Consider the following 13452-nt stretch of genomic DNA (forward strand, 5'->3'; position numbering starts at 1 on the left):
CGTTCCCGGGCGCCGCGGCATACCCCCGGGCGGTCAGACCGTGGCCCGGCTGCCCAGCTCCAGGTCCAGCGGAAGGTCCCCGCGGCAGCTGATCTGCAACTTGCGGTAGACGCGCGTCAGATGCTGTTCGACGGTGCTCACCGTGAGGTAGAGCTTCGCCGAGATCTCCCGGTTCGTGAGGCCCTGGGCCGCCAGGGTCGCGACGCGCTGCTCGGAACTGCTCAGCTTCGTCTCGGTGTTCGTACCGCCCGAACCGGCCGGAGCCCGGTCACGGGCCACGGGAGTCAGCGGTGCGTCGGGCAGGATCTCCTTGCACAGCGTGGTGGCCTCGCACTCCTTGGCCAGGTTCCACGCCGTGCGGATCATCGCGCTGCCCTTGGCGGGCGCCCCGTCCGCCTCCAGGGCACGGCCCAGCTCCGCCATGGACCGGGCGGTCTCCACGCGGTCCCCTGAGCGGTGCAGCTCGTCGATCGACTGGTTGAGCGTCGCCGGCCGCTGCTTGGGATCGGAGACCAGCGCCCGCAGCCGCAGGGACACCCCCCGTACCCAGGGCCGGCGCGCATCGGGCAGCGAGAGCTGCTGGAGCACGAACTGCTCGGCCTGGCGCGGCTTGCCCAGGCGCAGCAGCGCCTCGGCCGCGTCCGTACGCCACGGCAGATGGGCGGGCCGGTCGGCCCCCCAGCTCTCCAGGATCCTGCCGATCTCCAGGAAGTCGGCGAGTGCCGCGTGCGGCTGATTGACCGCCATCTGGTGCAGGCCGCGCGCACGCAGGTAGCCGAGCCCGTGCAGACTCGACAGCAGCCGCTGCGGAATCTGCTGGTCCGCATAGCGCGAGGCCTCGGCGTAGCGGCCCATGCCGCTGCACGCGCGGATCAGTACCGCCGTCGGCGCGCAGTGGAACGTACCGCCGTTCCTCTCCGGCAGCAGGTCCAGCGCCATGGCGGCATGGGTGTGGGCGCCGCGCAGATCGCCCAGCCGCAGCAGCGACTCGGCGTGCAGGGTGGCGAAGACCGCGCTCCAGCCGGGGGCCTGGCAGCGGTGGGCCTCCTCCATCAGCTTCCGGCTCCAGGGCACCGCCCGCTCGGGGTGCTCGGACGCGATCAGGGAGCGCAGCGCCTGGGTGAGGGGGGCCATGGTCGCATCGGTCAGCCTCGCCGACTGCAGCAGCCGCTCGCTGGCGGCCACGCCGGTGTCGAGCAGCGTGTCGAGGGGGGACGTGCCCGGTTCGTGGCCCGTTCCCTCGGATCCCTTCAGCAGCCGCGCCGCGTCCGCCACCCGCCCCTGGGCCAGCAGCAGGCCGGCCAGCGGCTGCACGTGCTCGGCGTCCAGCCGGTCCGAGTGCAGGTCGTCGAGGAGCGAGCCGGCCTGCCGCTCGGCCGCCACGGGGTCGTAGCGCCAGGTGATCTGGGCCCGCCGAATGCGGATGGCGCCCCGCAACGGGCTGTCGGCACCCGCCTCGTGGGCCAGCTCCAGCAGCCGCAGGGCCTTGGGCGCGTCGTTCGACACCAGGAGGTCCTCGGCGGCGTCGCGCAGCACCTCGATGTCCGCGGCCCCGGCGGACCAGGGCGCCCCGTCGGCCGACGCGGCGAGCAGATGCCCGGCCACCGCGGTCGCCGGACTGCCGTCCTTGCGCAGGACCGCGGCGGCCCGGCGGTGCAGATCCGCCTTGGCCGAGGGACCGGTGCCGTCGAGGACCGCGCTCCGAGCGCCGTCGTGCCGGAACCGGACGCCGTCGAGGATGCCCGCCGCCTCCAGTGCGGCCAGACCCCGCTGGGCCGAGGAGGAGCCGACGCCGAGCAGCCGGATGATCCGCGGCACGGAGGCGAGCTCGCCGAGCAGTGCGACCGCCCGGGCCAGCCCGGTCGCGGTCGGACCGGTGCGGTGCAGGCAGGTGGCCACGGCCTCGGCGAACGGGCCTCCGGGGGCGGGTGCCGGGAACCGGTCCCCGGCGGAGTCCGCCGGCCGAGCCCCGTCGTCGTTACCGAGACCCCGGTGGCCGCGCTGTTCCCGGAGCTCCTGCAGCTCCTGCAGCTCCTGCAACAGGGCGCGCAGCAGCAGGGGGTTCCCGCCGCTCATCCGGTGGAGGTCCGCCGCGAGTTCCGGCCGCGGCCGGACTCCGCCGTGCTGCCCGCCGAGCACGGCGCACACCTCGGCCTCCGACAGCAGCCCCAGCCTGATCCGCCGGAAGTGCGGCTGCCGCATCAGCTCCGTGGTGAACACCGGATCCTGGGCCTCGGCGTGCGGCGCACCGGTGACGACCATCAGGACCGGGGCCGAGCGCGCGTGCCGCGCCACGTACTGCAGGTACCGCAGGGACTCCTCGTCCGCGTGCTGCACGTCGTCGATGCACAGGACCACGGGGCTGGCCTCGCTCAGTTCGCGCAGCTGTGCGCAGAACGCCTGCATGGCCCCGACGCGCGAGGGCGCCGGGGAGTCCGCAGCGAGCTCCGGCGACGTGAAGGACTGCTCGCTGTTGACGAGCTGCCCCAGGACGCCCAGCGGCACCTCCTGCTCGGCGGGCGAGGCGACCGCGCTCAGTACGACGGCTCCGGCGGCGCGGGCCCGCTCGGCGACGGTGTCGACGAGGGTGCTCTTGCCGGATCCCGTCGCGCCCTCGATCAGTACGATGCGGGACTCGCCGGACATGCAGTCCGCGAGAGCCGTGTCCAGAATTGCGATCACCGATGCTCGGCCCACCAACGACATACCTGCCCCCGTAGTGAAAGGTCCACCCCTAACCTGAATCAGGCTGAAGCAGCTTCCTACAGGGGTGGTCGAGCCATGACGGAGCACCCGGGGGCACGGGCGGCCGGTCCGGGGGAGTAGGGGGTGGGTTCAGGGACCGGGTTCGCTGCGCATGAGCCCCGCATCGCGCATTTCCTCGACCCAGATCTCGAGGTCGGCCAGGGCATTGGCGGGAGCGGTCTCCCAGAGGCCGGCCAAGGCGTCGGCTGCCGCGCCCACGTCTCCGTCGTGCTGGCGCAGCACGATCCACATGGCGGTTCCCACGGGACCGCAGTAGAACCGTTCCGTCCCGTCTGCGGATTCCGCCAGGACTTCCATGCGCCCGTTCGCATCGACGGCGACACTGAGCCCCGGCACCGGTCGAACGCGCACAGATACCTCCAGTGCCGGCTCCCAGGAGTCACCTGGGAAGTGACGCGGTCACCTGGGATTTCCTGACCGGCCGTCTTCAGTCGTCCTCGGCTCTTCAGCCGATCGAGTGCGTCTCAAGCTATTACGGAATGCGGCCCAGATCCATGACGGCAGCGGCAATCTGGGGTTGCCCTTTCGGGACACCCCTTAGGTGGGCGAACGCGTCCCCCAGGGCGTAGGGGGACGAGGCTCCAAACCCGTTCCTCCGATAGTTGGCCGAATATCGAAGCCCTTCAGGAGGAGGGTCCGCCGCGGTCGGTTTCGTTCGACCGGAGACGCTTTTCATCCGGTTATCGGGAGCCGCCGAACCGGTGCGTCATTCGGGACGGCGCCCCGCTCCGGCCGCGTCCCCGTGGCACGCTCTGGTACGTCGGGCCCCGCGCCGTTCCTGTGGCGAGTCTTGAGCGGCTTTCGAAGGTTCCTCAAGCCGGGCCGTGCAGCGTGTGCCCGGCAGTCGCCACCTCCGACTACAGCCGTTCCGGCAGCCGTACCCCCGCTGCCCCGCACCCGAGCAGAGCCGAACAGGGCCGAGCACGGTGACCGTCGTCAGCGAGCCGACCCCGCACGGTGCACCGACGGGTCCGCTGCCCCGAAGGACCGGTACGAGACCGTGGAGGCGCCCGGTGTCCGACGAACGCTCCTGGGAGGTCCTGCTCGCAGGGCCCGGCCCCGCGCTGCCGAGAGCCGCGCGGCGCTCCCCTGCCGTACCCCGGCCGGCCGGGCGGGCCGCCCCCGCGCCCGGTGCGGCGGCGGACCGGACGCCCGGCCAGGCCGTCCTGTTCACCGCCCGCGGCCCCCTGCTCCCCGGCTCCGGCCGGGACCTCTACGGCACCTGCCGCCCCTTCGCCAAGGCGTGGAACGAGGTGGCCGAGGCACTGGACGCCTGGCTGCCGCTGCCGCTGGCCGCCGTCGTGTTCGCCCCCCGCGACGGCGTGGACTCCGCCCTGATCCGCGACGCCGCGTTCGCCCAGCCCGCGCTGTTCGCCCACCACATCGCCCTGTTCCGGGTGTGGGAGGCCTGGGGAGTGGAGGCACGGGCCGTGGCGGGGCACGCGGTCGGCGAGATCTCCGCGGCCCACGTGGCAGGCGTGCTCGACCTGGACGACGCGGCACGCATGGTGACGGTCCGCGGCCGGCTGGCCCCACACGACGCGCCCCACACCGCCCGCGCGGCCTCCGAGAGGCGATTCCTGCGGGTGGCCAGGGCCTGCCGCCTCGGCGCTCCCACCCGCACGCTGGTCTGCGCGACGACGGGCGAACTGCTCGGCCCCCGCCCCGGGGAGCGGGCCGTCACCCCCGAGCACTTCCTGAGCCGGGCCCGGGCGGCACCCTCGCCCGCGGCCGCGCAGCGCGCCCTCGAAACCGCCGGATTCCCCCGCACCCACCTCTGCGGGCCCGACGCGCGCGACACCGCCCCCGGCAGCGAAGTACACGCCGTGCTGACCAGCCTCGGCCGCCTCCACCACCACGGCCACCCGATCGCCTGGCCCGTGGTCTTCGCCGAGACCGCACCGCCATGAGGCCGGGCGCCGCAGTCGGTCGCAGAAGTCCGGGCACGGCAGGCAGGCGCAGGCAGGCGCAGGCAGGCGCAGGCAGGCCGGCCGGCGCAGGCAGGCAGGCAGGCAGGCCGCGCCCGCGAGCGGTGCCTTCCGGCGACTCAAGGCCCCGGCTGTACGAGGGCTCAAGCGACCGTCGAGCGGATCCCGTGACGCTGGACACCCGTGCACGACGGACGGACCAGCCCCGGGCCACCAGCAACGGCGAGTCCCACGACGAAGGAGCTGATCCCGCCACCATGGCCACCACCGGAATCCACGCGGACACCGCCTCCGGACACGTCGGCGCCACCGCCCCGCTGCGCCGCGCGGCCCGGCTGGAGGCGCAGCTCGGCGACCCGTACGACCCCGCCAACCCCCACGGCCTGGGTGCCCTCTTCGCCGCCGACGAGCGGCGCGAGCCTCCCGAGGCCACCGAACGGCTGCTCACCGAGGCCGGGCTCGGCGCCGAGTTCGTTCCCGCCGAGTACGGTGGCCGCCTCACCCGCGCCGACCACCTGGCCAAGGTGCTGCGCCCCGTCTTCCGCCGCGACCTCGCCCTCGGCTTCGGCTTCGGCATCACCTCGCTCTTCGCCACCTCCGCGGTCTGGGCGGCGGGCACGCCGGAGCAGCGCAGGTCCACCGCCGACCTGCTGCTCGGCGGCGGCCGGGCCTCGATCGTCCACCACGAGCTGGCGCACGCGAACGACATCCTGCGCGACGAGTTCACCGCCGTCCCCGCACCCGGCGGCGGCTACGAGCTGGGCGGCCGCAAGGACGTCATCATCAACGCCGCCCGCTCCCAGGCGTACGTCGTCTACGCGCGCACCGACCCGGCCCGTACCCCGTACAGCCACTCCGTGCTGCTCGTGCACCCGGACGAACTCGAGGGCGGCATCACCCACCTGCCGCGGGTCCCCACCACCGGCATGCGCGGAGGCCTGTTCTCCGGGCTTGAGTTCACCGACTGCGCGGTCCCCGCCGACGCTCTCGTCGGCCGCCCCGGCGAAGGCGTGGCCCTCGCGCTGCGCACGTACCAGGTCAACCGCTGCGTCATCGCCTCCACGGCCGTCGCCGCCGTCGACACCGTTCTGCACTCCGCCGTACGGGCCGCCACCGCCGGGCGCAGCCGTCCCCTGGCCCGCCGCTGGCACAAGCCGCTCGCCGGGGTCTTCGCCGACATGCTCGCCTGCGACAGCATGGCCACCGTCAGCCTGCGCGCGCTGAGCCTGCTGCCCGACCGCACCCACGTGCTGGCCGCGGCGGTCAAGTACGTGGTCCCCGACCTGCTCCGGGAGGACCTGGAGGAACTCGCCACCGTTCTCGGTGCCCGCGGGTACCAGCGCGGCACCCCCGAGTACGGCGCCCTCGACAAGCTCGGCCGCGATCTGCCCGTGGCCGGACTCGGTCACGCGGGCACCGCCTCCTGCCAGGCCGTGATCGTCCCCCAGCTGCGCGCACTCGCCGAACGCGCGTGGTTCCGCGAGCAGGCGCCGCCGCCCGAGCTGTTCCGCACCGGCGCGGACCTGCCCGCCCTCGACTACCGGCTGCTCGGCATCGCCGACGGCGGTGACTTCCTGGCCGCATCGCTCGTCGAGTCCGCCGCGCGGCTGGCCGAGGTGCGCGGGGTCGGGGGCCAGCTGACCGCCCTCGCCGACCTCGCCGAAGCCTTCGTCACCGAGCTGCGCGCCCTGCGCGAACGCTGCCGGGCCATCCCCGCCCACGGCAGCCGCGCCACCCTGTCCGACCCCGCCCTGTGCGTGCTCAGCGACCGCTACGCCCTGGTCCTCGCGGCCGCCTCGGTCCTCGGCATCTGGCAGGGCCAGGACGGCGGCGACCCCTTCCTGGCCGCCCCCGCCTGGGCGGTGCTCGCCCTCTCCCGGATCGGCGGCAGGCTCGGCATCCCGGTGCCCGAACTCCCCGACGGCTGCCTCGATCAGGTTCTCGAGGAGTTGATGAGCCGCTACCGCACCGGCCGCAGCTGCGACCTCGACGCGACGGAACTCGCGCAGTGACCTCGGCCGCCCCGCACCGGCACGGCCACCCGCGGAACGCAGCCGGCACCTCCAGCACCTCCAGCACCTCCAGCGCCAGGGAAAGGCAGCCGATGGCGGACGACGCGCAGCGCATCACCACGCCGGTCCACGTCACCGGGCCGGCCGGTCCCTGGAAGGAGGTGCGGGAGGGGATGGCCCTGCGCGGCAACGCCTCGGTGTTCACCACCTGGGGCGAGTGGCTCACCGCGGCGCTGGCGGAACCGGCGCTGCGCCCGCTGCTCGGCCGGGACTGGCTGCGCTACCGGCAGACCACCGACCCGACGGTCCGCTACCGCTTCGTCGCCTCCCGGCTGGCCGTCAAGTACACGGCGGCGGCCGCGCTCGGCGTCGACCCCGCCGACCTGGACCTCGCCTACAAGATAGGCGGCCGGCCGTACCTGCGCGGCTTCGACCAGATCGACGTCAGCCTGACCCACACCGACGACCTGATCGCCGTGGGCATCAGCCGTACCGGCAGGATCGGCATCGACACCGAACCCGCCGACCGCAGGCTCTCCTTCCACCTCCTTCAGGACCAGGTGTGCACGGCGGCGGAGAAGGCCGAGCTCGCGTCACTGCCCGAAGCGCGGCAGCCGGCGGCGATGCTGCGGCTGTGGACCCTGAAGGAGGCCTACACGAAGGCGCTCGGCCAGGGACTGCGGCTGGGCTTCTCCGAGTTCGGCTTCGCCACCGGCAGCGCGGGCGGCGCGGGCCTGCTCGCCCCGGACGGCACGCCCGCGGCCCGCGGCGAGTGGGCGTTCGGCACGTACCCGGTGCTGGACCGCTATCTCGTCAGCGTCGCCTGTCACGACACCGGCCTGGGCACCTCACGTGACACCGCGGTCTCCACGATGCTCGACGAGGGCTTCATGGCGACGGTGGCAGGCCTCCTCGACCGGTCCTGACCCCGCCCGCGCCACCGCTGTTGGGCTGCCGCTGTAGGCAGCCCCGAGTGGTCCGGGGGAGAGTCGGACCCGCGGCACGGCGCCGGCCCCCCCACCGGCGCCATGCCGCTCCCCGTGCCTCGCTGCCCCGGCCCACGCCCGCGCGGCGAGGCACGGGCATGTCCGGAAAACCCCGTCCGGCCTGCGGCGCGAGCGGCCCCGTACGGATCCCCGTGCGTAATTCGAGTCCGGCTGTAGCGTCCGGGTCGATGCTGGGCGACGCGACACCGGCCGGACCCGGTGCCTCTGTGTCGAAAGGGCCCGTATGAGCATCGTCGAGGAAAGACCACTGGAGACCGTACTCGCGCCGGACTCCCGAACCGCTGCGGATTCCCGGCCCGCGGCCGCGATCTCCCCGCGCCGGGAGGAGACCCGCTTCGCCTCCCTGCGGGAGCGCACCGCGGAACTGCACGCGGTACGGGCGCTGGCCGAGGCCGGCCCGAGCGAGCGCGCCACCGCCGCCCAGCACTCGAAGGGCAAGCTGACGGCCCGTGAGCGCATCGAACTGCTCTTCGACGAGGGAACGTTCAACGAAGTCGAGCAGCTCCGCAAGCACCGTGCGACCGGCTTCGGCCTGGAGGACAAGAAGCCGCACACGGACGGCGTCGTCACCGGCTGGGGCAAGGTCCACGGCCGCACCGTCTTCGCGTACGCCCACGACTTCCGCATCTTCGGCGGCGCGCTGGGCGAGGCGCACGCCGAGAAGATCCACAAGCTGATGGACCTGGCCGAGGCGGCCGGCGCCCCGATCGTGGGCCTGTGCGACGGCGCGGGCGCCCGTATCCAGGAGGGCGTCACCGCGCTCGCCGGCTACGGCGGCATCTTCCAGCGCAACGTCCGCAACTCCGGCGTCATCCCGCAGATCTCCGTGATCCTGGGACCCTGCGCCGGCGGCGCCGCGTACTCGCCCGCCCTCACGGACTTCGTGTTCATGGTGCGCGGCACCTCGCAGATGTTCATCACCGGCCCGGACGTGGTCCAGGCCGTGACCGGCGAGGCCGTCACGATGGAGCACCTCGGCGGGGCCGACAGCCACGCCGGCGCCTCGGGTGTGGCGGCGTTCGCGTACGACGACGAGCAGAGCTGCCTGGAGGACGTACGCCACCTCCTGTCCCTGCTGCCCTCCAACAACCGTGAACTCGCCCCCGCCGGCGACCTGGAGGACCCGGTGGACCGGCGGTGCGAGAGCCTGCTGGACCTGGTCCCGGCCAAGCCCACCCAGGGCTACGACATCCGCGACCTCATCGAGGAGGTCGCCGACCACGGGGACTACTTCGAGGTCCACGCCCAGTGGGCGCAGAACGTCGTCTGCGCGCTGACCCGCCTCGGCGGCCACGTCGTCGGCATCGTCGCGAACCAGCCGGCCCACCTGGCGGGCGTCCTGGACATCCAGGCCTCCGAGAAGGCGGCCCGCTTCGTCCAGTTCTGCGACTCGTTCAGCATCCCGCTGGTCACGCTGATCGACGTGCCCGGCTTCCTGCCGGGCGTGGACCAGGAGCACAACGGGATCATCCGGCACGGCGCGAAGCTGCTGTACGCGTACTGCAACGCGACGGTCCCGCGGATCTCGCTGATCCTGCGCAAGGCCTACGGCGGTGCGTACATCGTCATGGACTCCCGCTCCATCGGCGCGGACGTGGCGCTGGCCTGGCCGTCGAACGAGATCGCGGTGATGGGCGCGGAGGGAGCGGCGAACGTCATCTTCCGGCGCGAGATCAACGCCTCGGACGATCCCGACGCCACGCGCGCGCAGAAGATCAAGGAGTACCAGACGGAGCTGATGCACCCGTACTACGCGGCCGAACGCGGCCTCGTCGACGACGTCATCGACCCGGCCGAGACGCGCGCGCGGCTCATCTCCACGCTCGACATGCTGCGTACGAAGCACACGCAGCAGCCGAGCCGCAAGCACGGGAACGTGCCCCTGTGACCGCCGACGACCGGACCGCCCTGGCGCTGGCGGCGATCCGCATCACCAAGGGCAACCCGACCGCCGAGGAGGTCGCGGCCCTGGCCGTCCTGCTCTCCGCGCGGAGCCGCACGTCCCACGAGGCGAGCGACCCGCAGGGTGAGGCCCGGGTGCGCAGACTTCCCCCGCGCCGCCACCCCTCCTTCATCGCGCCGGGCGCCTGGGCCTCCTGACCCGCCGTCCCGTCCCGTCCCGTCCCGTTCCGTCCATCCAGTCCCGTCCCGTCCCGCTCCCGCACGCCGCCCGGTTGGCCCATGGCCCCGGGCGGCGCGGCGTTTTCCGGACGGACGGACGGACGGACGGCCGGAGGGACGGACGGCCGGAGGGACGGACGGCGGCGGCCGCCGGCCCCGGCCCTCAGGACCGGTCGATCAGCACGGCGACCCCGTCCAGGATGCGTTCCAGCCCGAAGTCGAGGGGGTCGTCGTCCTGGGGGACGAAGGCTTCGGGGCCGACCGCCGCGATGGCCGCCGTCAGCGCCGGGAAGCGGTGTCCGTGCCGCTCCAGGACGTCCCCCGTCAGGCGGTTCCATTCCTGGTCGCCGTCCTCGTCCTGGTCGATGCGCTGCTGGGTCAGATTGCGGACGTGCCCGATGACCAGCAGGAAGATGTCGTGCTGTTGCGCGAAGGACAGCCCGGTCTGTGACAGCACGGCCAGCGCGGAGTCGAGCCACGCCAGCTGGTGAGGCCCCATCAGCTGGCGGCGCATGGCGGTGGCGGTGACGATCCACGGCCTGCGCTGGTACAGCGCCCAGCACTGCCGGGCCCATTCGGTCAGCTGGGGCCGCCAGCCCCCCTGTACGTCGGTGACCTTGGGGGCGGGCCCGATGGCGGCGTCGACCATCAGGTCGACCAGTTCCGCCTTGCCCGGGACGTAGCGGTAGAGCGCCATGGTCGTGACGCTGAGCTGCGCGGCGACGCTCTGCATGGAGAGCGCGTCCAGTCCCTCCTTGTCGGCGATGTCGAGCGCCGCGCTGACGATGCGCTCCACGCTCAACGAGGGTTTCGGGCCGCGTCTGGGCTGTCCTGCCTCGTTCCACAGGAGCGCCAGGCTGACGGCCGCGTCGCGCTTCTCTTCCCTGTTTCTGGTCATACAGCCCTGCTCTCAGATTGGTTTTCGGCCTGCCGGGTTGACGCCCCAGGGAAACCGTATATACCGTAAACGTAATCGCTTAAGTCGTAAACAGTAAGTGGGGGTCCACCATGCTCGACACCATGCTTGCCACGTCCGCCGCCCTTCTCGCCGCCCCTGCGGCCGCCCTGCTGGGGCACCGCGCACTGCGGCGCGTCCAGGGCGCCCGGCTGCTGAGCATCGACACCGCGAACGGCATCGACGAGCAGGGCTTCGTCCGGATCGGCGGGCTTGAGCAGTGGATCTCGATCCGCGGCGAGAACCTGGCCAACCCGGTCGTCCTTGAGCTGCACGGCGGCCCCGGCTCCTCCAACTCGATCTTCGGCACGCGGACGCGGGCCTGGGAGGAGCACTTCACCCTCGTCCGCTGGGACATGCGCGGCGCGGGCAAGACCTTCGGCCGCTCCGGCCCCGAGGGCCAGGGCGAGATGACCGTGGCCCGGATGTACCAGGACGCCGTCGAGGTCACCCGGTACGTCCGTGAGCGGCTCGGTGTCGACAAGGTCGTGCTCCTCGGTCAGTCCTTCGGCAGCGTCTTCGGGCTGCGCCTCGCCCGCGAGTACCCCCAGTGGTACTCGGCCTACGTAGGCACCGATCAGAACATCCAGGATGCGGGCCGCGACACCTCCGTGTACGAAGGACTGCGGGCGCGCCTGCGTGCCGGGGGCGGGCGCAAGCAGCTCGAAGCCCTTGAGCGGATGGGCCCCGACTCCCGTTGGTGGACCCCCGGACAGCGCGCCGCGTACAGCAGGATGCTGGCCACCAGCGACCCCCTGACGGCACGCACCATGAAGAGCGTCGTGATGGGCTCCCTGTGGTTCTCCCCGCTGCACACCCTGCGCGAGCTGGGTGGCTTCGCGAAGGCCATGAAGTTCTCCGAGCAGATCCTCGCCGACGTCGCCGCGGCCGACGACTGGGCCGACGGCACCCGCTTCGACCTGCCCTTCTTCATCTTCCAGGGCGACCGCGACGTCATCACCCCGGCGGAGCGCGCCCGGAACTTCTTCGACGACGTACAGGCCCCGCTCAAGGAGTTCGCGCTCATCGGGAACACCAGCCACTTCGCCTGCTACCGCGATCCGCAGTGGTTCCTGCACCTGATGCTGACCCGCGTGCGTCCGGTGGTCACCGGTGCCCGCCAGCCCGCCGGCGTCTGATCCGGGCGGGCGCCCGCACCCCGGTGGAGAGGCGCGCGCGGCCCGTGGACGGGGCCGTGAATCCCCGCCGGCCACGAGTGGCGCCGTACGCGTCCTCGTGCGCGGCCCGAGCTGATCTCCACTGCCCCGGCGAAAAGAACGGGCCGTTCGAACCCGCTCGTTCCGGCCGTTCCGCGGGCTTTTCCCTCCCATAAGAAGGCCGTAGGGGGCGGATCCGATTTCCCCGATCGCCTCGCGAAACAAATCGTGACGCCGGACTCGTCAGCGGGCGACCCGGCCGTAGTCGCGCAGGGAGATGTTCTCCGCGGTCTTGCGGGCGATCCTGGCGGCCATGTTCTTTCCCGGCAGGTACGGCATGATCTTGTAGTAGCGGTTGAGGACCGCGGCAAGGGCACGGCTTCCGGGGACCATCAGCCTGGCGACGCCGTCGCCCATCTTCTGGCAGCCCAGCGCGTACTCGCGCATCTCCTCCTCGTACCGCCCGAACGCCGCGCGATGGTCACCGTGTGCCGCCGCCAGTTCACCCGCCAGCACGTACGCGCCGACCAGGGCGAGCCCCGACCCCATGCCCGAGAGGGAGGAGGGGCAGTGGGCGGCGTCGCCGAGCAGCGCGACCCGGCCGCGCGACCAGCTGTCCATGTGGACCTGGCCGACCGAGTCGAAGTAGAAATCGGGCGCGTACCGCATGTCGTGCAGCAACCGGTCGCTCTGCCAGCCGTTGCCCGCGAAGGTCTCGGCGAGGACGGCCTGCTGCCCCGCCACGTCGCGGCGGTCCAGGTCCAGCTGCGGCGAGGCGAAGTAGAAGACCGCCTTGGCCTCTTCGTTGTGGCGGGCGCTGTACATCGCGACGAGCCTGCCCGCGGTGCGGTAGGCGTGCCCGGTGTGGTCGAGGCCGAGGTGGTTGGCCGTGGTGAAGATCGCGCAGTTGACGCCGAGGTGCTTGACGAACCGCTCCTCCGGCCCGAACGCCAGGCGGCGGGTGTTGGAGTGCAGCCCGTCCGCGCCGATCACCAGGTCGAACCGGCGGGGCGCGCCGCGCTCGAAGGTCACGTGCACGCCGTGGGCGTCCTCGGTGAGCGAGGTGATGGAGTCGCCGAAGACGTACTCGGTGTGCTGCCTGGTCGCGTCGTACAGGATCCGGGCCAGGTCGCCCCGGAGGACCTCGATGTCCCCGGCGAACAGGTCGGCGGGCAGTTCGGCCTGGCGCTTGCCCGCGCTGTTGACGTACGTCATGGAGCCCACGCCGGTGCGGGCGCGTTCGATGTCGGCCAGGATGCCCATGCGGCGCAGGACCGTCAGGTGGGCCTCGCCGCGGAAGTCGACCGCGTAGCCGCCCTCGCGGAGCGCGGGAGCACGTTCCACGATGGTGGCCTGGAAGCCGTGCCGGTGGAGCCAGTAGGCGAGCGCGGGGCCGGCGACGGAGGCGCCGGAGATCAGGACCTTGAGGTTCGTCATGCCGCAGAGCTTGTACGGGGCCGCTCACCGGACGTTCACCGCGCGCTCACCGGGCTCACCGGTCGCTCA

At 72.7% G+C, this 13452-nt stretch carries 10 protein-coding genes; 6 read left to right on the forward strand and 4 right to left on the reverse strand.

The window, feature by feature from the left end:
* Nucleotides 1-33 precede the first annotated feature (33 nt).
* Complete coding sequence (locus tag ACFYXV_RS19430; protein ID WP_389383570.1) at nt 34-2706, reverse strand: BREX system ATP-binding domain-containing protein; 2673 nt, start codon at nt 2704-2706, stop codon at nt 34-36.
* A 129-nt stretch (nt 2707-2835) separates the two neighbouring features.
* Nucleotides 2836-3117, reverse strand: coding sequence for a PqqD family protein (locus ACFYXV_RS19435; RefSeq protein WP_385835651.1), 282 nt, complete (start codon nt 3115-3117; stop codon nt 2836-2838).
* Between the two features lie 662 nt (nt 3118-3779).
* On the opposite strand from ACFYXV_RS19435, the gene ACFYXV_RS19440 reads away from it, so the two are divergent.
* The 5 genes from ACFYXV_RS19440 (at nt 3780) to ACFYXV_RS19460 (ending at nt 9813) form a co-directional block, all read left to right on the forward strand.
* The gene (locus ACFYXV_RS19440; RefSeq protein WP_389383571.1) at nt 3780-4676 is read left to right on the forward strand and encodes an acyltransferase domain-containing protein; all 897 of its coding nucleotides are present in this window, start codon (nt 3780-3782) and stop codon (nt 4674-4676) included.
* Between the two features lie 275 nt (nt 4677-4951).
* A complete protein-coding gene (locus tag ACFYXV_RS19445; RefSeq protein WP_389383572.1) occupies nt 4952-6706 on the forward strand; it encodes an acyl-CoA dehydrogenase in 1755 nt (584 codons plus the stop codon).
* A gap of 92 nt (nt 6707-6798) precedes the next feature.
* Complete coding sequence (locus ACFYXV_RS19450) at nt 6799-7632, forward strand: 4'-phosphopantetheinyl transferase family protein (RefSeq protein ID WP_385474363.1); 834 nt, start codon at nt 6799-6801, stop codon at nt 7630-7632.
* Nucleotides 7633-7936: 304 nt separating this feature from the next.
* On the forward strand, nt 7937-9601 hold the full coding sequence (locus ACFYXV_RS19455; protein ID WP_385474365.1) for an acyl-CoA carboxylase subunit beta: 1665 nt from the start codon (nt 7937-7939) through the stop codon (nt 9599-9601).
* Nucleotides 9598-9813 (forward strand): acyl-CoA carboxylase subunit epsilon, encoded by a 216-nt coding sequence (locus ACFYXV_RS19460; RefSeq protein WP_385474367.1) that lies wholly within the window; start codon nt 9598-9600, stop codon nt 9811-9813. The genes ACFYXV_RS19455 and ACFYXV_RS19460 overlap by 4 nt, the downstream gene beginning before the upstream one ends.
* A gap of 184 nt (nt 9814-9997) precedes the next feature.
* Here ACFYXV_RS19460 and ACFYXV_RS19465 read toward each other — a convergent pair whose 3' ends face one another.
* The gene (locus tag ACFYXV_RS19465) at nt 9998-10732 is read right to left on the reverse strand and encodes a TetR/AcrR family transcriptional regulator (RefSeq protein WP_385474369.1); all 735 of its coding nucleotides are present in this window, start codon (nt 10730-10732) and stop codon (nt 9998-10000) included.
* Between the two features lie 122 nt (nt 10733-10854).
* Here ACFYXV_RS19465 and ACFYXV_RS19470 point away from each other — a divergent pair, with 122 nt between their 5' ends.
* Nucleotides 10855-11928 carry an alpha/beta fold hydrolase gene (locus ACFYXV_RS19470; protein ID WP_389383573.1) on the forward strand — a complete coding sequence of 358 codons (1074 nt, stop codon included), beginning with the start codon at nt 10855-10857 and terminating at the stop codon, nt 11926-11928.
* A 261-nt stretch (nt 11929-12189) separates the two neighbouring features.
* On the opposite strand, the gene ACFYXV_RS19475 is transcribed toward ACFYXV_RS19470, so the two are convergent.
* Nucleotides 12190-13383: an FAD-dependent monooxygenase gene (locus ACFYXV_RS19475; RefSeq protein ID WP_389383574.1), complete on the reverse strand. Its 1194-nt coding sequence runs from the start codon at nt 13381-13383 to the stop codon at nt 12190-12192.
* Nucleotides 13384-13452: the final 69 nt, after the last annotated feature.

Source organism: Streptomyces sp. NPDC002181, assembly GCF_042890485.1.
In the GTDB taxonomy this organism is placed as follows: domain Bacteria; phylum Actinomycetota; class Actinomycetes; order Streptomycetales; family Streptomycetaceae; genus Streptomyces.